The following is a 19,065-nucleotide window of genomic DNA, read 5'->3' on the forward strand; positions in this document are numbered from 1 at the left end:
TCGGCCCCCGGCACAAACGGAACGCGATCCTCTGATTGTCAGTGGCGCGTGCGAAGGTGAGGAACCACTGGGGGAACGCACCACCGAGGAGGGGGACCGCCCATGGGCCGGCACCTGAAGCCGCCGACCGGCTTCGACCTTGAGACGACGGACACGGATCCGCGCGAGGGGGCGCACATCGCCACCGGCGCCGGTGAGGGCCGCGCGACGACCTGGATCACCGGGCCCCTGGCGGCCTTCGACCTGGAGACCACGGGCACGGACATAGAGACCGACCGCATCGTCACCGCGGCGGTCGTACGGCTGGAGCCGGACGGAGCCCTCTCGACGGAGCGGACCTGGCTGCTCGACCCCGGCGTGGTGATACCGGCGGAGGCCGCGGCGATCCACGGCATCTCGACGGAGCACGCCCGCGCGCAGGGGGCTCCGGCCCGGTCCGCCGTCGAGGAGATCACCCAGGCCGTGGCCGAGGTCCTGCGGGCGGGGACACCCCTGGTCGTGATGAACGCGCGCTACGACGTGTCGCTGCTGGACCGTGAGTGCCGGCGGTACGGGCTGGAGTCGCTCAGTGAGCGGCTGGGCGCCGTCCCGTCGCCGGTCGTCGATCCCCTGGTGATCGACAAGCACATCGACAAGTACCGCAGGGGCAAGCGCGCCCTCCACGCGCTGTGCGCGCACTACGGCGTGTCGCTCGACGACGCCCACGACGCGAGAGCGGACGCGGTGGCCGCGGCCCGCGTGGTGCGCCGCATGGGGGAGAGGCACCGGCCCCTCGGGATGATGTCCCCGGCGGACCTGCACGACCTCCAGGTACGGGCGGCGGCCGAGCAGTCGGCCTCCCTCCAGGCGTACCTGAGGCGGACCGACCCGGCGGCGGTCGTCGAGCCGGCCTGGCCGGTCGTCCCGCGCAGCGGATGACGTCCGAGCCGGCCCCACCGGGACCGGCGTCAGAAGGGATACCAGCGCACCGTCGGGTCGTCGTCCCGCAGTGACGCCACCCGGCGTTCGAATTCGGCCAAGGCCTTCGGGTTGCTCGGGGCGTGCTGGGCCACCCACGCGCAGCTGGCCGTCTCGCGGGCCCCGCGCAGCACCGCGCAGCCGTCCCACTCGCGCACGTCCCAGCCGTAGGTCGCGGTGAAGGCGTCGTACGCCTCGGCGGGCAGCCCGTACCGGTCCCGGCTGAGGGCCATCACCACCAGGTCGTGCTCGCGCAGGTCGGCGGAGAAGGTCTCCAGGTCGACCAGGACCGGCCCGTCGGGACCGACGTGCACATTGCGGGGGAGCGCGTCGCCGTGGATCGGACCCGGCGTCAGACGCGGGGTGAGCGCGGCGGAGGCCGCCGCGAAGCCGTCGCGGCGCTCACGCAGATACGCCGCGTCCGCGGGGTCGATCACGTCGCCGGCGAGCCGCAGCCAGCGTTCCACCCCGCCCAGCAGCTCGCGGGCCGGCAGCGCGAACGAGGGGGAGGGCAGCGCGTGCACCAGCCGCAGAAGTCCGGCCACGTCCCGCGGCTCGGTGGGCCGCACCGCGTCGGGCAGCCGGTGCCACACGGTTACGGGATGCCCGTCGACCATCAGCGCCTGAGGCCCGGCCGCCCGCACCGCCGGCACACCGGCGCCCTCCAGCCACACCGCGACGGCCAGTTCCCGGCCCGCCCGCTCGAGGAGCCCGGCGTCGCGGCCCACCTTGACCACCAGGTCGCCGGCGGCGAAGACCGCGTTCTCGCCGAGGGCGAGCAGCCGCGCCCGCTCCGCCGGGCCGGGCAGCACCTCCGCCGCGGCCAGCACCTCCCGCGCCCGTGCCTCGTCCATCGTCCGCCCTCCGTGTCCGTCCGCTCCGTCGTCGCCGCCCCGCCTCGCCGCGAGGGCCCGGGTCTCCGGCGCGAGGCCGGCGCACGTCCGCCGTGCGCGTCCACCGCCGGGATCCCGCCATCCGTCGGCCAGTGTCGCATCCGCACAGGTGGGAGCGTGTGCGCGGGCCCTTGACGGGGCACAGCGCCTTCACGACCATGACCAGGCCCGTTCGAGCCGCGCAGAGGGGCTGCCCACGTGACATCGGTGACCGAGGTGAAGACACCGGCGCGCCGCGCGCCCGGGGGCCGGGACCGGCCACGGCGCGGCCCCGACCACGGCGCCTGGTTCCTGGTGCTGCCCGCCCTGCTCCCCATCCTCGTCCTCAGCGTCGGACCGCTCCTCCACGGCATCCTGCTGGCGTTCACCGACTCCCAGTCGGGCCGGACCGAGCCCACCCGGTGGATCGGCACCCTGAACTTCCAGGACCTGCTGCACGACACGCTGTTCTGGGAGTCGTTCCGCATCGGGCTGGTGTGGGCGGTCGGCGTGACGGTGCCGCAGTTCCTGCTCGCGCTCGGCCTCGCCCTGCTGCTCGACCAGAACCTGCGGCTGCGCTGGCTGGCCCGCGCCCTGGCCATCGTCCCCTGGGCGATGCCCGAGGTCGTCGTCGGCGTCATGTGGCGGCTGGTCTACAACCCGGACGCGGGCATCCTCAACGAGACCCTGCGCGACCTGGGCCTCGGCGACGGCCGCGACTGGCTGAGCGGCCTGGCCACCGCCCTGCCCGCCGTTATCGTCGTCGGCGTCTGGGCCGGCATGCCGCAGACGACGGTCGCCCTGCTCGCCGGCCTCCAGAACACCCCGCGCGAGCTGCACGAGGCCGCCGCCGTCGACGGCGCGGGTGCCTGGCGCCGCTTCCGCACGGTCACCTGGCCCGCCCTGAGGCCGGTCGCCCTCGCCATCACCGCGCTCAACCTCATCTGGAACTTCAACTCCTTCGCCCTGGTCTACGTGCTGACCAGCGGCGGCCCCGGCGGCCGGACCCGGCTGCCCATGCTCTTCGCGTACGAGGAGGCCTTCCGCTACGGGCAGTTCGGTTACGCGGCGGCGATGGGCTGCGTCATGGTCGCCGTGATCTCGGTCCTGCTGGCCGTCTTCCTCGTCGGCCGGCTCAGGGGAGGTGACGACGCGTGAGGACCTCGACCGGAGCCCGCGTGGGCCAGTACGCCGCGCTGCTCGCGTACCTCGTCTTCCTGGCCTTCCCGTTCCTCTGGCTCCTGTCCACCGCGTTCAAACCGCCGCGCGAGCTGGCGAGCCTCCACCCCACCTGGATCCCGGAGCACCCCACCCTCGACAACTTCCGGCAGGCCTTCGACGAGCAGCCGCTGCTGCACGCCGCGCTCAACTCCCTCCTCGCCGCGCTCGCCGCCGCCGTGATCGCGGTGCTCGTCGCGACGCCGATGGCGTACGTCATGGCCCGCCACCGCGGCCGGCTCGCCCGGGCGGCCACCGGGTGGGTCGTGGTGAGCCAGGCCTTCCCCCTGGTCCTGCTGATCATCCCGCTCTTCCTCGTCCTGAAGAACCTGCGGCTGATCAACTCCGTGCCCGGGCTGGTGATGGTGTACGTCGTCTGGTCGCTGCCGTTCGCGCTGTGGATGCTCTCGGGCTACGTCCGTGCCGTGCCGGCCGAGCTGGAGGAGGCCGCCGCGGTCGACGGGGCCGGGCGGCTGCGCGTCCTCGTCTCGGTGACCGCGCCGCTGCTCGCGCCGGGCATCGTGGCGACGGCGCTGTTCGCGTTCGTCACCGCGTGGAACGAGTTCTTCTTCGCGCTGGTGCTGCTGAAGACACCGGAGAAACAGACCCTGCCCGTCGTGCTCACCCACTTCATCGGCGCCGAGGGCGTCGCGGACCTCGGCCCGCTCGCAGCGGCGGCCTTCCTCGCGACGCTGCCCTCGCTGGTGGTGTTCGCGATCGTCCAACGGCGGATCACGGGCGGCATGCTCGCCGGGGCGGTGAAGAGCTGATGCGCGCGAAGACCCTCGCCCTGCTCGTCGCGTTCGCCCTGCTGCTGACGGCCTGCACCGGCGCGGGCGGCGACGCCGACGACGGCCGGATCACCCTGCGCTTCCAGTCCCTGGCCTGGCAGGAGGAGTCGGTCGAGGCCAACAAGGAACTGGTCGAGGAGTGGAACGCGGCCCACCCGGAGGTGCGGGTCGAGTACGTCCAGGGCAGCTGGGAGAGCGTCCACGACCAGCTCCTCACCTCCTTCGAGGGCGGCGAGGCGCCGGACATCATCCACGACGCCTCCGACGACCTCGCGGACTTCGCCCACGGCGGCTACCTCGCCGATCTCACGGACCTGCTGCCGCGGCGGCTGAAGGACGACATCCCGCCGCACGGCTGGGAGACGGTCACCTTCGGCGACGGCGTCTACGGCGTGCCGTTCCTCCAGGAACCCCGCGTGCTGATCGCCAACACGGCTCTGCTCGAGAAGTCCGGGGTCCGTATCCCGACCCCCGAACACCCCTGGAGCTGGCCGGAGTTCCGGCAGGTGACCGAACGGCTGAGCGGCGACGGGAGGTACGGGGTGGCCTGGCCGCTCAAGGAACCCGTGTCCGCCACGCTCAACCTGTCGCTCTCCACCGGCGGGCAGCTGTTCCACCGCGGCGCGGACGGCAAGGTCACCGTCCGGTTCGAGGAGGCCGACCAGGTGGTGCCGCGCACCGTCCACGACCAGGTCGGCCGCGACCGCAGCGCCCCCGCGTCCACCCTCGGCAGCGGTGGCTCCGACACCCTGCCCGGGTTCTTCGCGGGCAAGTACGCGATGGTGCCGCTCGGCTTCTCCTACCGCCAGCAGATCGCACAGCAGGCCCCCGAGGGCTTCGACTGGCAGGTCCTGCCCGCCCCGGCCGGCGCCGAGGGGCTGGCCCAGGGCGTCAGCCCGCAGACGCTGTCGGTCGCCGAGGACAGCCCGCACAAGAAGGAGGCCGCCGCGTTCATCGACTTCCTCCTCCGGCCGGACAACATGGTCCGCCTCGCCCTCGGCGACTGGATGCTGCCCACCGGCACCCGGGCCCTCGAGGACCCCGCCCTGCACACGCCCGAGAACGGCTGGGCCACCGGCACCGCCCTCGCCGCCCACCTGCGCCCGGCACCCGCCCAGTCCGTCCGCGGTTACGCCGAGTGGAAGGACAAGGTGGCCACGCCCGCGCTCCAGGAGTACTACAGCGGGGCGATCGGCATCGAGGAGCTGCGCACGCGGCTGGAGAAGGACGGCAACCTCGTACTCGCCCGCTACCAGCGCTGACGACACCGCCGCCCGGGCGGGGCGGCGCCGCCACCGGAAACCGATTGCACGAGACGTATCGTCTCGTGTACGGTCCGGGGCATGACCAGTCGCGCCCACATCGCCATGTTCTCCATCGCCGCGCACGGCCACGTGAACCCGAGCCTGGAGGTGATCCGCGAACTCGTCGCACGGGGGCACCGGGTGACGTACGCGATCCCGCCGGCCCTCGCGGAGAAGGTCGCGGAGACCGGCGCCGAACCCAAGCCGTGGAACAGCATCCTGCCCGGCCCCGACGCCGACCCGGAGGCCTGGGGCACCACCCTGCTGGACAACGTCGAGCCGTTCCTGGACGACGCCGTCCAGGCGCTGCCGCAGCTCGCCGAGGCGTACGAGGGGGACGAGCCGGACCTGGTCCTGCACGACATCGCCTCCTATCCGGCCCGCGTCCTCGGCCACCGCTGGGGCGTGCCGGTGGTGTCCCTCTCCCCGTGCATGGTCGCCTGGGAGGGGTACGAGCAGGAGGTCGCCGAGCCGATGTGGGAGGAGCCGCGCAGGACCGAGCGCGGCCGGGCCTACTACGCCCGCTTCCAGGCCTGGCTCGAGGAGAACGGCATCACCCAGCACCCCGACCCGTTCACCGGCCGCCCCGCCCGCTCCCTGGTGCTGATCCCCAGCGCGCTCCAGCCCAACGCCGACCGCGTCGACGACAGGACGTACACCTTCGTCGGCGCCTGCCAGGGCGACCGGAGCACCGAGGGCGACTGGCGGCGCCCCGCCGGTGCCGAGAAGGTCGTGCTCGTCTCCCTCGGCTCCGCCTTCACCAAGCAGCCCGCCTTCTACCGGGAGTGCGTGAAGGCGTTCGGCGACCTGCCCGGCTGGCACCTGGTGCTCCAGGTCGGCCGGCACGTCGACGCCGCCGACCTCGGCGACGTGCCGGCGAACGTGGAAGTGCGGTCCTGGGTGCCGCAGCTGGCCGTCCTCAAGGAGGCCGACCTGTTCGTCACCCACGCGGGCGCGGGCGGCAGCCAGGAGGGACTGGCCACCGCCACGCCGATGATCGCCGTGCCGCAGGCCGCGGACCAGTTCGGCAACGCGGACCTGCTCCAGGGGCTCGGCGTGGCCCGCCAGCTGCCCACCGAGGACGCCACCGCCGAGGCGCTGCGCACCGCCGCCCTCGCCCTGGTCGACGACCCGGAGGTGGCCCGGCGCCTGAAGGAGATCCAGGCCCGGATGGCCCAGGAGGGCGGCACCCGGCGGGCCGCCGACCTGATCGAGGCGGAGCTGGCGGCGGCCCGGTCCTGACCGCGCCGGTGACGGCGAAGGGCCCGCCGGTTCCCCCGAACCGACGGGCCCCTCGCCGTTTCCCGGGCCGCTCAGACCCCGACTCGCTCGCCCTCGTCGTCGCGCGCCACCGGCGTCACGACCGCCGCGGGGGACTCGTCGTGGGTGAGGTCCGGCAGCCGGTGCAGCCACTTCGGCAGGTACCAGTTGCGCTCGCCGAGCAGGGCCATCACGGCCGGCAGCAGCACGCCCCGGATGACCGTCGCGTCGATCAGCACCGCGGCGGCCAGGCCCACGCCCATCTGCTTCATGGACTGCATGGACAGCGTGCCGAAGATGGCGAACACGGCGACCATGATGACCGCGGCGCTGGTGACGACACCGGCCGTGGTGACCACGCCGTGCTGGATCGCGTCCCTGGTCGTCCGGCCGCGCATCCGCGCCTCACGGATCCGCGAGACCACGAACACGTGGTAGTCCATCGACAGGCCGAAGAGGATCACGAAGAGGAACAGCGGCAGCCAGGTGACGATGGCGCCGACCCCCTCCGCGCCCACCAGCGAGGCGCCCCAGCCGTGCTGGAAGACGGCGACCAGGATGCCGTACGCCGCGCCCACCGACAGCAGGTTCAGGACGATCGAGGTGGCCGCGACCGTCAGGGAGCGGAACGACAGCAGCATCAGCAGGAACGCGAAGACCACGACGAAGACGAAGACCGGCGCGACCGAGCCGACGAGCTGGTCGTTGAAGTCCTTCGAACCGGCCACCTGCCCGGTGATCGGGGCCTCGACACCGTCGACCTTGCCGAGCGTGGCGGGCCGCACGTCGTCGCGCAGCTTGTCCAGGCTTTCGCCCGCCTTGTCCTGGTCGGAGCCGCCGACCAGCGGGACGTAGACCAGGGCGACGTTCTGCTCGTCGTGCATGGTGATGTCGACCGGGCCGCGCGAGGCGCCGGAACTGATCGCCTGCTCCCGGAAGTCGGCGAGCGCCGCCCGCACCTCGGGCGCGTTGATGTCGTCGGCGCTGACGACCACCTCGGCCGGGTCGGAGCCGCCGGGGAAGGCCTCGTTGACCCGGTTGTACGTCTGCACGATGGGCAGCGAGTCGCCGAACTCCTGGTCCAGGGTGAGGTTCTGCGTCTTCATGCCGATCGCGGGAGCGGCGACGGCCAGCAGGGCGCCGACCGCCACGGCGGCGGCGAGCACCGGCTTGGCGAGCACCCGTCGCAGCACGGCCGTCCAGAACCGGCTGCCCTCCTCGGTGCCCCGCCGCTGACGCCGGCGCAGGAACGGGACGCGCCCCTTCTCCACCCGCTCGCCCAGCAGGGACAGCAGCGCCGGCAGCACCGTCACCGACCCGACCATGGCGACCGCGACCACCATCAGCGAGGCCAGGCCCATCGCCTCGAACTCGGCGATGCCGGTGAACAGCATGCCCGCCATCGCCACGCACACCGTCACGCCGGAGACGACGATCGCCCGTCCACTGGTGGCGGCGGCGATCCGCAGCGCCGTCTGCGCGTCCCGGCCCGCGGCACGCTCCTCGCGCTCGCGGCGCAGGTAGAACAGGCAGTAGTCGACACCGACGGCCAGACCGACCAGCAGCATCACGGAGTTGGCGGTGTCGCTCATCGGCTGGAAGTGGCTGACGAGGCCCATCAGGCCCATCGTCGCCATGATCGCGGTGATCGCCAGCGCCACCGGCACCAGCGCCGCCACCAGCGCGCCGAAGGCGACGAGCAGGATGCCGAGGGCCACCGGCACCGCGGAGTACTCGGCCTTCTGGAAGTCGTCGCCGAAGGCGTCGTCGAACGTCTTCATCATGCTGGCGCCGCCGATCTCCTCGATCCGCAGCGACTCGTGGTCCTTCTGGACGCCCTCGACGGCCTTCAGCACCGGCTCGACCCGCTCGCCCGCGGTGTCCGCCTCGCCGCGCATGTCGAACTGCACCAGCGCGCTGCGGCCGTCCTTGGAGATCGTCTTCGCCTCGTACGGCGAGGTCACCCCCGTGACCTCGCCGGTGCCCTCCACCGCCCGGACGACCTCGGTGACGGCGGCACGGAACTCGGCGTCCGTGGCCGTCAGCTTCCCGTCCTTCGCCTGGACCAGGACGGTCTCACCGGCCGGCTCGTCGATCCCGGCCTCCTCGACGATCCGGGCGGCGGTGTGCGTCTCGCCGCCCATCTGGTCGCTCTCGTTGACGTCGACCCGGCCGGCCGCCGAGCCGAGCCCCATCGCCAGGACGACGAACAGTACCCAGATCCCGACGGCAGCCCATCGGTGCCGGGCGCTCCAGCCGCCGGCCCGGGCGGCTATGCCCCGCACCCGTGTGTCTCCGTTCCCCATGACGGGCTTGCCCCCTCGTCTGCGGTGGAGGCCCCCTGCCGCCACCTTCCGCTTCGAAGGTATGGCCCGGATAAGTCCCGCTCGTCGTGCTGACCGGTGAAGTGGGACGGGCCCGGCTCATCCCTTCGGATGTCCGGTCTCACCGCTGGGGAGGATGACAGCCCCTTACATCTACCCCGGGCCCCTCGGGGACGGTGATCAGGGTGCGGCCGTCGGCACGGAATCCGCCAGGTCGCCTTCCGCAGGGTTGTTGAACAAGTCACAGGCGTGTGCGGTGCTTGAAGACCGCCCCGCGGATCGGGGAGAGTGGCGCGTGTCCGCCCGGCGGACGCGGCCGTCGCGCCCACCCCCACGGGGCGCGACGGCCGCTCTAGGGTGTGCGCATGACGACGACGTATGCGGCGCTGCTGCGCGGGATCAACGTGGGTGGCGCCAAGAAGGTTCCGATGGCCGAGCTGCGCACGCTCCTCGAGGGCCTCGGACACGACGGCGTACGCACCCATCTGCAGAGCGGGCAGGCGGTGTTCACGTCCGGCCACGGGGACGAGGAGTCCCTGGCCGCCGAGTTGTCGCGGGCGATCGAGAAGCACTTCGGCTTCCCGGTGGACGTGATCGTGCGCGACCACGCCTACCTGCGGGCCGTCGCCGAGTCCTGCCCCTTCCCCGCCGCGGACCTCGAGGCCCGGCAGCTCCACGTCACCTACTACTCGGCGCCGGTCGACGAGGAGCGCTTCGCGTCGGTGGACCGGGCCGCCTTCCTCCCCGAGGACTTCCGGCTCGGGGACCGCGCCCTGTACCTGTACGCCCCGGACGGCCTGGGCCGCTCCAAGCTCGCCGAGGCCCTCGCCAAGCCCCGCGTCCACAAGGGCCTGATCGCCACCAGCCGCAACTGGAACACCGTCACCAAGCTGGTGGAACTGACCGCCCCCCGCACCTGACCGCCGACGCGCTCGCCGCCCTCGGCCCGGCCGCCCGGCCGTCAGGCGCCGACGGCCAGCGCCGGCGCCGGCGTCCGCGCCGCGTCGTACCGCTCCAGCAGCAGCCGTGCCACCTCGGGCGCCGGGCCCAGGACGTCCGCCAGCACGTCGGCCCCGGCCGCGCCCCGCACGATGCGGTCCGGCAGGAAGCCGGGGGCCAGCACGTACGGGGCGACGGCGACGCGTTCACAGCCGGCGGCGCGCAGTTCGCGGACCGCGTCCTCGGTGCGGGGCAGGGATGCGGAGGCGAACGCAGGCCGCACGGCGCACCAACCGGTGTGCCGCCACTCCCGCGCGATTTCTGCGATCACTGCGATCGCCTCCGGGTCGGAGGACCCCGCCGAGGCCAGCACGACCCCGGTCGAGGACTTGTCGGCGGGCGTGAGGCCCGCCTCGTACAGGCGCCGTTCCAGCGCCGTCAGCAGCAGCGGGGAGGGACCGAGCACCTCCGCCTGCCGGATCCGCAGCCGCGCCGGCGCGTCCGCGAGGACGGCCGGGATGTCGGCCTTGGCGTGGAAGGCGCGGGTCAGCAGCAGCGGCAGCGCCACGACGTCCCGCACGCCCTCCGTCGCGAGGGACTCCAGCACGCCCGGCACGGAGGGCACGTTGAAGTCCAGGAAGCCGGTCTCCACCCGCACGTCCGGGCGCATCGCCCTGACCCGGCGGACCAGGGCGTGCACGGTCGCGGCGTGCCGCGGATCGCGGCTGCCGTGGGCGACGACCAGAAGGGCGGGGCGGACCGGACGGTGCATGGGGTGCCTCAGCTCCTCACCAGCAGACCGCGGCTGCGCAGCACCCACCGCTCCAGCGGGCTGAAGATCAGCAGGTCGATGGCGATGCCGACGATCAGGATCAGCAGGATGGCCTCGAAGACCATGGCCATGTCGCTGGCGTTGCGGCCGTTCTCCAGCAGCTGGCCGAGGCCCACCCCCAGGTCGGGGAAGGACGCGATGATCTCGGCGGCCATCAGCGACCGCCAGGAGAAGGCCCAGCCCTGCTTCAGGCCCGCCACGTAGCCCGGCAGCGCGGCCGGCAGCACGATGTGCCAGGTTCCCTTCAGCCCCGTCGCGCCCAGCGTGCGGCCGGCCCGCAGGAACAGCGGGGACACCTGGTCCACGCCGGACACCAGGCCGTTGGCGATGGACGGCACCGCGCCCAGCAGGATGACGGCGTACATCATCGTGTTGTTCAGGCCCAGCCAGATCACCGCCGGCGGCACCCAGGCCACCGACGGCAGCGACTGGAGCCCGGACAGGATCGGCCCGATCGCCGCCCGCACGAACTTCACCCGCGCCACGAGCAGCCCCAGCGGGGTGCCGATCACCAGGGCGAAGCAGAAGCCGAGCAGGCCGCGCGAGACGCTGGTCCAGATGTAGCCGAGCAACTCGCCCTTGAGCCAGGCCTGGTGGACGACGTCCCACACGTCAGACGGGGCCGGCAGCTTGGTCGGGTCGTCGACGATGCCGAACGAGACCAGCCCCTGCCAGACCGCCAGCACCAGGAGCACCGCCACGGTGGGCGGGAGGATCTTCTCGACGAACGTCTGCCGGAACGGCTTGCGGCCCTGCTGCACCGTCTCCAGTGCGTCGAGTCCCGCCTCCAGACCGGCGAGGTCGCCGCCGTCCTTCGGCGGGCTGGTCGTCTCAGTGCTGGCCATGGCGGCGGATCTCCCCACGCAGTTCTTCGGTGATCTCGACGGACAGTTCCGCCACGGCGGTGTCCTCGATGCGGCGCGGGTGCGGGATGCCCACCGTCCACTGGCGCGCCACGCGCCCGGGGCGGGAGGACAGCAGCACCACGCGCTCGGCGAGCCGCACGGCCTCGCGCACGTTGTGCGTGACGAACAGGACGGACAGCCGCGTCTCCCGCCAGATCCGGGTGAGTTCGTCGTGCAGCACGTCCCGGGTGATCGCGTCGAGCGCCGCGAACGGCTCGTCCATCAGCAGCAGCTTGCTCTCCTGCGCGAGGGCGCGCGCCATCGCGACGCGCTGGCGCATACCGCCCGACAGCTCGTGGACCCGCTTGCCGTACGCGCCCTTCAGCCGGACGAGTTCGAGCAGCTCCTCGGCCTTGTCGCGGCGGTCGGTCTTCGGCACGCCGCGCAGCTTCAGGGCGAGTTCGATGTTCTTGCCCGCGGTCAGCCACGGGAACAGGGCGTGCTCCTGGAACATCAGGGCGGGCCGCCCGTCCGTGGTGATGGCGCCGGCGCTGGGCCGGTCCAGGCCGGCCACCAGGTTCAGCAGCGTGGACTTTCCGCAGCCGGAGGCCCCCAGGAGGGTGACGAACTCGCCGGGCGCGACATCGAGTGTGATGTCGTCCAGCACGAGCTGCTGTCCGGCGGGGCCCGCGAACGACTTCGAGACGTGCTCGATCCGGGCGGCGTGCGTGGCCGCCTCGGTGCCGTCGGCGGCCTTGGCGAGGGTCGTGGCCATGGTCGTCACCTCCTGGGGAATGGTCGGATCCGGGCTTACTTGACGCCGAGACCGGCGTCGTCGACCGCGGGCTCGCCCTTGGCCGCGAGGACCTTGTTGAGCAGCGTGAGGTCGTAGATGCCCTGCAGGTCGGGCTTGTCCAGCAGACCGGCCTTCACGGCGTGCTCGGCCTGGGCGTCGAGGGTGGCGGCCAGCGGGTCGTCGGTGACCGCGATCGACTTCCACGCCGGGTCCAGGACCTCGGCCGGCAGCGCCTTGCCCGTGTCCTTCTCCAGCTGCTTGTTGGCCGCGGCCTTCGCCTCGTCCGGGTTGGCCTCGATCCACTCGTTGGTGTCCACCGAGGCCTTCAGGACGGCCTCGACGGCCTTCGGGTGCTCCTTGAGGAACTTCTGCGACACGATGATGTTCGTGATCACGAACTTCTTGCCGGGCCACAGCGTCGACTCGTCCAGCAGCACCTTGCCGCCCGCGGCGACCAGCTTGGACGCGGTCGGTTCCGGCACCCAGGCGCCGTCCAGGGAGCCCGACTTGTAGGCGTCCGGGGTGACCTTGTTGTCGCTGCGGACGACGGTGACGTCGCCCTTGCCGCTCTGCGCGTCGACCTTCCAGCCCTGCTCGGCGATCCAGTTGAGGAACGCGACGTCCTGCGTGTTGCCGAGCTGCGGGGTGGCGATGCGCTTGCCCCTGACGTCCTCCAGGGACTTGATCCGGTCCGGGTTCACCACCAGCTTGACGCCGCCGGAGGCCGAGCCGCCGATGATGCGCAGGTTCTTCCCGTCCGACTTGGTGTAGCCGTTGATGGAGGGGGAGGGGCCGATCCAGCCGATGTCGATGGAGCCGGAGTTCAGCGCCTCGATCTCGGACGGGCCCGCGTTGAACGTCGCGTACTTGGCCTCGGTCGCGCCCAGCGCCTTCTGGAAGAAGCCCTTCTGGTTGCCGACCAGGGCGGTGGCGTGGGTGACGTTCCCGAAGTAGCCGATGCGGACGGAGTCCAGCCCGTCGATCTTCTCGGCGCCCGCGGCCACCTTGGCGGTGTCCTCGTCCTCGGACTCGGAGCCGTACCCGCAGGCGGCGAGGGCGAGGAGCGGCAGGGCGGCTATGACCGCGAGGGTGCGGCGCAGAGCGGTGTTGGCAGGCACGGGAGGCTTTCCTCTCGTTGGCCCGGCGGTCACGCCTGTCGGTTCGTCCGATGGGTCAGGTCGTGGCCGGGAGGTCGGCAGGTCTTCGGCTGTGCGGGTGGGGGGTGTGGGCGCGCATGCGGTGCGCGTACGTCACCGCGCACATCGCGCCACCCCGCCCTGCCCGCTGCCGAGAGCACCGCTGCCGACGCGGCCGCCCTCCTTCGCGAACGTGGAGTAGATGTCGGGGGAGTTCATGCTCAGAAGTCCCACCCGTCCTCGTCGTCGGCGTCCTTGACCGGCGCCGGGGCGGCGAAGGACTCGCCGGCCATCCCGGCGGTGAGCGTGGTGCCGTCGCTCGGGTCGATCAGGATGAACGAACCGGCGCGGCGGGAGTCCGCGTAGGAGTCCGCGGGCAGCGGCTCGGCGGTACGGATCTTCACGCGGCCGATGTCGTTGGCGACGAGCTGTCCGGGGTGCGGGTGCAGGGACAGGTCGTCCAGCGTGAGCCGGGCCGGTATGTCCCTGACGATGGCCTTGACCGTGCGCGTGCCGTGCTTGAGCAGCACCCGGTGACCCACGGTCAGCGGCGCGTCGGCGACGTGGCAGACGGTGGCCTCGACGTCCTGGGTGGTGGCCGGGGCGTCCTTGCTGGGCACGATCAGGTCGCCGCGGGAGACGTCGATGTCGTCCTCCAGCAGCAGCGTCACCGACTGCGGCGTCCAGGCCGCGTCGACCGGCTCGCCGAGCAGGTCGATGCCGGCCACCGTCGAGGTGCGGCCCGACGGCAGCACGGTGACCGGGTCGCCGACCCGGAAGGTGCCCGCGGCGATCTGGCCGGCGTAGCCCCGGTAGTCGGGGTGCTCGGTGGTCTGGGGCCGGATCACGTACTGCACGGGCAGCCGGGCGTGGCAGTGGGCCAGGTCGTGGCTGACCGGGACGGTCTCCAGGTGCTCCAGGACGGTCGGGCCGCCGTACCAGTCCATGACCGCCGACGGCTCCACCACGTTGTCGCCCGCGAGCGCCGAGATCGGGATCGCGGTGACCTCCGGGACGCCCAGTTCCGTCGCGTACGCCGTGAACTCCTCGGCGATGGCGGCGAACACGGACTCCCGGTAGTCGACCAGGTCCATCTTGTTGACGGCGAGCACTACGTGCGGCACCCGCAGCAGCGCGGCGATCGCGGCGTGCCGGCGGGTCTGCTCGACGACGCCGTTGCGCGCGTCGACCAGAACCACCGTCAGCTCGGCCGTGGAGGCACCGGTGACCATGTTCCGGGTGTACTGCACGTGCCCGGGGGTGTCGGCCAGGATGAACCGGCGCCTGGGCGTGGCGAAGTAGCGGTAGGCCACGTCGATGGTGATGCCCTGCTCGCGCTCGGCCCGCAGGCCGTCGGTCAGCAGGGCGAGGTCCGGGGCCTCCTGGCCGCGGCTCGCGGAGGCGCGCTCCACGGCCTCCAGCTGGTCCACGAGGACCGACTTGGAGTCGTGCAGCAGGCGGCCGACCAGGGTGGACTTGCCGTCGTCGACGGACCCGGCGGTGGCGAACCGCAGCAGGGTGGTCTCCGACAGCTGCTCGACCGACAGCGGCTCGGTGGGCTCGGTGGTGCTGGTCATGTCTAGAAGTACCCCTCGCGCTTGCGGTCTTCCATCGCGGCCTCGGAGAGCTTGTCGTCGGCACGCGTGGCGCCGCGCTCGGTGAGCCGGGAGGCGGCGATCTCGGCGATCACCTTCTCGATGGTGTCGGCGTCGGAGTCGACCGCGCCGGTGCAGGACATGTCGCCGACGGTGCGGTAGCGCACCCGCCGCCGGACCACCATCTCGTCGTCCTTCGGGCCGCCCCACTCGCCGGCGGTCAGCCACATGCCGGCCCGCGCGAAGACCTCGCGCTCGTGGGCGTAGTAGATCTCGGGCAGCTCGATGCCCTCGCGGGCGATGTACTGCCACACGTCCAGCTCGGTCCAGTTGGACAGCGGGAAGACCCGTACGTGCTCGCCGGGGGCGTGCCGGCCGTTGTACAGGTTCCACAGCTCGGGGCGCTGGCGCCGCGGGTCCCACTGGGAGAACTCGTCGCGCAGCGAGAACACCCGCTCCTTGGCGCGGGCCTTCTCCTCGTCGCGGCGCCCGCCGCCGAAGACGGCGTCGAACTTCTCCGCCTGGATCTTCTCGGTCAGCGGCAGCGTCTGCAGCGGGTTGCGCGTGCCGTCCGGGCGCTCCTTGAGCACCCCCCGGTCGATGTAGTCCTGCACGGAGGCGACGTGCAGGCGCAGCCCGTGCTTCTCCACCGTGCGGTCGCGGTAGTCCAGGACCTCGGGGAAGTTGTGCCCGGTGTCGACGTGCAGCAGGGAGAACGGCACGGCCGCGGGGGCGAAGGCCTTCAGCGCCAGGTGCAGCATGAGGATGGAGTCCTTGCCGCCGGAGAACAGGATCACCGGCCGCTCGAACTCGCCCGCCACCTCGCGGAAGATGTGCACGGCCTCGGACTCGAGGGCGTCGAGGTGGGAGAGGGCGTACGGGCTGCTGGTACCGCCCTCGCCCTCCTTGACCGTGGCGACGGTCGTCGTCATGCCAGTCCCCTTTCGCTGAGCAGGGCGTACACCGCCGCGGCGGACTCCTGGACGGTCTGGTCCTGCGACTCGATGCGCAGGTCGGGCGCGACGGGCTCCTCGTACGGGTCGTCGACCCCGGTGAGCCCCGTCAGCTCACCCGCGGCCTGCTTGGCGTACAGGCCCTTCACGTCGCGTACGGAGCAGACCTCGACCGGCGTGGCCACGTGCACCTCCACGTACGCCGTCCCGTGGGCCTCGTGGCGCTTGCGCACCGCGTCCCGGCTGTCCGCGTACGGCGCGATCACCGGGACCAGCGCCGTGACGCCGTTGCGGGCGAGCAGTTCGGCGACGAAGCCGATCCGCTGCACGTTGGTGTGCCGGTCCTCGCGGCCGAAGCCGAGGCCCGCCGAGAGGAACTCGCGGATCTCGTCGCCGTCGAGCACCTCGACGCGGTGGCCCTCCTCGCGCAGCCGGCCGGCCAGCTCGTGCGCGATGGTGGTCTTGCCGGCGCTCGGCAGACCCGTGAGCCAGACGGTGGCTCCGGTCGTCACGTGGTTCTCCTGAATCTCGGTGGTCGTCGTCATGTCAGCCGTGCAGTCCGCACTCGGTCTTGGAACGGCCCGCCCAGCGGCCGGCACGCGCGTCCTCGCCCTCCAGCACACGACGGGTGCAGGGCGCGCAGCCCACGGAGGCATAGCCGTCCATCAGCAACGGGTTGGTGAGGACTCCGTGCTCGGCGACGTACGTTTGCACATCTTCCTGTGACCACCGGGCGATGGGGGAGATCTTCACCTTGCGGCGCTTCTCGTCCCAGCCGACCACGGGGGTATTGGCCCGGGTCTCGGACTCGTCGCGGCGCAGTCCCGTCGCCCAGGCCAGGTAGCCTTTCAGGCCCTCCTCCAGCGGCTTCACCTTGCGCAGCGCGCAGCACAGGTCGGGGTCGCGGTCGTGCAGCGCGGGGCCGTACTCGGCGTCCTGCTCGGCGACCGTCTGGCGCGGGGTGAGCGTGATGACGTTCACGTCCATCACGGCCTCCACGGCGTCCCGGGTGCCGATGGTCTCCGGGAAGTGGTAGCCGGTGTCGAGGAACACCACGTCCACGCCGGGCAGAGCGCGGGAGGCGAGGTGGGCGACGACCGCGTCCTCCATGGACGAGGTCACGCAGAACCGGTCGCCGAAGGTCTCAGCGGCCCACTGGAGGATCTCCAGCGCCGAGGCGTCCTCCAGTTCGCGGCCCGCCCGCTCGGCCAGCGCCTTCAGCTCGTCCGTCGTCCGCTCTTTCCGAGTGGCCGTCATATCGCTTCCCCTCCCGTGGAGTTGGGTCGAAGTCCACGGGCCATCAGCCCGAGGAACCTCAACTGGAATGCGCGGTTGCACGCCGCGCATTCCCAGGCGCCGTGACCCTGCTCGCCCGGACGCAGGTCCTCGTCGCCGCAGTAGGGGCAGTAGAAGGGCGCGGCGCGCTCGCTCACGACAGCGCCTCCTCCGAGGCGCGGGCCGCCCAGGTGGCGAACCTCTCGCCGTCCGCGCGCTCGGCCTGATAGCGCTTCAGCACCCGCTCCACGTAGTCCGGGAGCTCCTCCGCCGTCACCTTCAGGCCGCGCACCTTGCGGCCGAAGCCGGCCTCCAGGCCGAGCGCGCCGCCCAGGTGCACCTGGTAGCCCTCGACCTGCTCGCCCCGGTCGTTCAGGACCAGCTGGCCCTTGAGACCGATGTCCGCGGTCTGGATGCGGGCGCAGGCGTTCGGGCAGCCGTTGAGGTTGATGCTGAGGGGCTCGTCGAACTCCGGGAGGCGGCGCTCCAGCTCGTCGATGAGCGAGGCGCCGCGGGCCTTGGTCTCGACGATGGCGAGCTTGCAGAACTCGATGCCGGTGCACGCCATGGTGCCGCGCCGGAACGTCGAGGGCCTGGCGCTGAGGTCCAGCGCCTCCAGGGACTCCACCAGGGAGTCGACCTGTCCCTCCTCGACGTCGAGGATGATCATCTTCTGCTCGACGGTGGTGCGGACCCGGGTCGAGCCGTGCGCCTCCGCGAGGTCGGCGACCTTCGTCAGGGTGGTGCCGTCGACGCGGCCGACGCGCGGGGCGAAGCCGACGTAGTGGCGCCCGTCCTTCTGCCGGTGCACACCGATGTGGTCGCGCCAGCGGCCGGCCGGGTCGGCGGGCGCCGGTCCGTCGGTCAGCTTGCGCTTCAGGTACTCGTCCTCCAGTACCTGGCGGAACTTCTCCGCGCCCCAGTCCGCGACCAGGAACTTCAGGCGGGCGCGGTTGCGCAGGCGCCGGTAGCCGTAGTCGCGGAAGATCGAGATGACGCCCTCGTAGACGTCCGGCACCTCGTCCAGCGGCACCCAGGCGCCCAGGCGGACACCGAGCTTGGGGTTGGTGGACAGGCCGCCGCCGACCCACAGGTCGAAGCCGGGCCCGTGCTCGGGGTGTTCCACGCCGACGAACGCCACGTCGTTGATCTCGTGGACAACGTCCTGGACCGGCGAGCCGGAGATCGCGGTCTTGAACTTGCGCGGCAGGTTCGAGTAGGCCGGGTTGTTGAGCACCCGGCGCTTCATCTCCTCCAGGGCCGGCGTGCCGTCGATGATCTCGTCCTCGGCGATGCCCGCGACCGGGGAGCCGATCATCACGCGGGGCGTGTCGCCGCAGGCGGTGACGGTGGACAGGCCGACGGCCTCCAGGCGGTTCCAGATCTCGGGCACGTCCTCGATCCGGATCCAGTGGTACTGGACGTTCTGCCGGTCGGTGATGTCGGCCGTGCCCCGCGCGAACTCCTGGGAGATCTCGCCGATGACGCGGAGCTGAGCGGTGGTCAGCGCGCCGCCGTCGACGCGCACGCGCAGCATGAAGTAGCTGTCGTCCAGCTCCTCCGGCTCCAGGATCGCGGTCTTGCCGCCGTCGATGCCCTGCCTGCGCTGGGTGTACAGACCCCACCAGCGCATCCGTCCGCGCAGGTCGCCGGGGTCGATGGAGTCGAACCCACGCTTGGAGTAGATCGTCTCAATGCGTGTCCGCACATTGAGACCGTCGTCGTCCTTCTTGGTCTGCTCGTTGCCGTTGAGCGGGGTGAAGTGACCCATGGCCCACTGACCCTCGCCACGGTGACGGCTCACCTTGCGGCGGGGAGTCGCGGCGTCTGGATTCGGCGGGTTGGCGGCCATGGTGGACACGTCCTTCGGGACAGCGACGGATACGCCGGCGCGCGGCGCCGTCGTTGACGGGCGGTGGTCGGGTGGCGGGTGGGAGCCTCTGACCTGCGCGTGGGCGCATGGACATA

17 protein-coding genes and 1 pseudogene are annotated in these 19,065 nt (G+C 72.1%); 6 read left to right on the forward strand and 12 right to left on the reverse strand.

The features are described 5' to 3' along the window. Nucleotides 1-102: 102 nt before the first annotated feature. Nucleotides 103-918 carry an exonuclease domain-containing protein gene (locus tag ACFWJB_RS12010; RefSeq protein WP_385464117.1) on the forward strand — a complete coding sequence of 272 codons (816 nt, stop codon included), beginning with the start codon at nt 103-105 and terminating at the stop codon, nt 916-918. A gap of 29 nt (nt 919-947) precedes the next feature. On the opposite strand, the gene ACFWJB_RS12015 is transcribed toward ACFWJB_RS12010, so the two are convergent. Next, nucleotides 948-1,811: a phosphotransferase enzyme family protein gene (locus ACFWJB_RS12015; protein WP_385464120.1), complete on the reverse strand. Its 864-nt coding sequence runs from the start codon at nt 1,809-1,811 to the stop codon at nt 948-950. 237 nt (nt 1,812-2,048) lie between these two features. Here ACFWJB_RS12015 and ACFWJB_RS12020 point away from each other — a divergent pair, with 237 nt between their 5' ends. From ACFWJB_RS12020 to ACFWJB_RS12035, 4 genes and pseudogenes are all read left to right on the forward strand, one after another. Further along, nucleotides 2,049-2,987, forward strand: a complete 939-nt coding sequence (locus ACFWJB_RS12020; RefSeq protein WP_385464123.1) for a carbohydrate ABC transporter permease — start codon at nt 2,049-2,051, stop codon at nt 2,985-2,987. Then, complete coding sequence (locus ACFWJB_RS12025; protein ID WP_385464126.1) at nt 2,984-3,817, forward strand: carbohydrate ABC transporter permease; 834 nt, start codon at nt 2,984-2,986, stop codon at nt 3,815-3,817. Before ACFWJB_RS12020 ends, ACFWJB_RS12025 begins: the two co-directional genes overlap by 4 nt. Further along, a complete protein-coding gene (locus ACFWJB_RS12030) occupies nt 3,817-5,100 on the forward strand; it encodes an ABC transporter substrate-binding protein (protein ID WP_385464129.1) in 1,284 nt (427 codons plus the stop codon). The genes ACFWJB_RS12025 and ACFWJB_RS12030 overlap by 1 nt, the downstream gene beginning before the upstream one ends. A gap of 44 nt (nt 5,101-5,144) precedes the next feature. After that, nucleotides 5,145-6,384: pseudogene (locus ACFWJB_RS12035) on the forward strand (glycosyltransferase). 71 nt (nt 6,385-6,455) lie between these two features. Here ACFWJB_RS12035 and ACFWJB_RS12040 read toward each other — a convergent pair. Further along, on the reverse strand, nt 6,456-8,708 hold the full coding sequence (locus ACFWJB_RS12040) for an MMPL family transporter (protein WP_385464132.1): 2,253 nt from the start codon (nt 8,706-8,708) through the stop codon (nt 6,456-6,458). 383 nt (nt 8,709-9,091) lie between these two features. Between ACFWJB_RS12040 and ACFWJB_RS12045 the strand changes: the two genes are divergently transcribed. Further along, nucleotides 9,092-9,646: a DUF1697 domain-containing protein gene (locus ACFWJB_RS12045; RefSeq protein ID WP_385464135.1), complete on the forward strand. Its 555-nt coding sequence runs from the start codon at nt 9,092-9,094 to the stop codon at nt 9,644-9,646. Nucleotides 9,647-9,687: 41 nt separating this feature from the next. Here the strand turns inward: ACFWJB_RS12045 and ACFWJB_RS12050 are convergent, their stop codons facing one another. The 10 genes from ACFWJB_RS12050 to sirA form a co-directional block, all read right to left on the reverse strand. Beyond that, a complete protein-coding gene (locus tag ACFWJB_RS12050) occupies nt 9,688-10,437 on the reverse strand; it encodes a sirohydrochlorin chelatase (protein ID WP_385464138.1) in 750 nt (249 codons plus the stop codon). An 8-nt stretch (nt 10,438-10,445) separates the two neighbouring features. Next, nucleotides 10,446-11,342: an ABC transporter permease gene (locus tag ACFWJB_RS12055; protein WP_385464140.1), complete on the reverse strand. Its 897-nt coding sequence runs from the start codon at nt 11,340-11,342 to the stop codon at nt 10,446-10,448. Next, nucleotides 11,329-12,117 carry an ABC transporter ATP-binding protein gene (locus tag ACFWJB_RS12060; RefSeq protein ID WP_385464143.1) on the reverse strand — a complete coding sequence of 263 codons (789 nt, stop codon included), beginning with the start codon at nt 12,115-12,117 and terminating at the stop codon, nt 11,329-11,331. The genes ACFWJB_RS12055 and ACFWJB_RS12060 overlap by 14 nt, the downstream gene beginning before the upstream one ends. A 35-nt stretch (nt 12,118-12,152) precedes the next feature. Beyond that, nucleotides 12,153-13,256: an aliphatic sulfonate ABC transporter substrate-binding protein gene (locus ACFWJB_RS12065; RefSeq protein WP_385464145.1), complete on the reverse strand. Its 1,104-nt coding sequence runs from the start codon at nt 13,254-13,256 to the stop codon at nt 12,153-12,155. A gap of 239 nt (nt 13,257-13,495) precedes the next feature. Then, nucleotides 13,496-14,851 carry a sulfate adenylyltransferase subunit 1 gene (locus tag ACFWJB_RS12070; protein WP_386921929.1) on the reverse strand — a complete coding sequence of 452 codons (1,356 nt, stop codon included), beginning with the start codon at nt 14,849-14,851 and terminating at the stop codon, nt 13,496-13,498. Between the two features lie 2 nt (nt 14,852-14,853). Then, nucleotides 14,854-15,801 carry a sulfate adenylyltransferase subunit CysD gene (gene cysD / locus ACFWJB_RS12075; RefSeq protein WP_386921931.1) on the reverse strand — a complete coding sequence of 316 codons (948 nt, stop codon included), beginning with the start codon at nt 15,799-15,801 and terminating at the stop codon, nt 14,854-14,856. Further along, nucleotides 15,798-16,367: an adenylyl-sulfate kinase gene (gene cysC, locus ACFWJB_RS12080; RefSeq protein WP_386921933.1), complete on the reverse strand. Its 570-nt coding sequence runs from the start codon at nt 16,365-16,367 to the stop codon at nt 15,798-15,800. The genes cysD and cysC overlap by 4 nt, the downstream gene beginning before the upstream one ends. 1 nt (nt 16,368) lies before the next feature. Next, nucleotides 16,369-17,079, reverse strand: coding sequence for a phosphoadenylyl-sulfate reductase (locus ACFWJB_RS12085; RefSeq protein WP_385464157.1), 711 nt, complete (start codon nt 17,077-17,079; stop codon nt 16,369-16,371). Then, nucleotides 17,076-17,255 (reverse strand): hypothetical protein, encoded by a 180-nt coding sequence (locus tag ACFWJB_RS12090; RefSeq protein WP_385464160.1) that lies wholly within the window; start codon nt 17,253-17,255, stop codon nt 17,076-17,078. Before ACFWJB_RS12090 ends, ACFWJB_RS12085 begins: the two co-directional genes overlap by 4 nt. Then, nucleotides 17,252-18,949, reverse strand: coding sequence for a sulfite reductase SirA (gene sirA / locus ACFWJB_RS12095; RefSeq protein WP_385464163.1), 1,698 nt, complete (start codon nt 18,947-18,949; stop codon nt 17,252-17,254). Before sirA ends, ACFWJB_RS12090 begins: the two co-directional genes overlap by 4 nt. Nucleotides 18,950-19,065: the final 116 nt, after the last annotated feature.

Source organism: Streptomyces sp. NPDC127100 (genome assembly GCF_042724095.1).
In the GTDB taxonomy this organism is placed as follows: domain Bacteria; phylum Actinomycetota; class Actinomycetes; order Streptomycetales; family Streptomycetaceae; genus Streptomyces.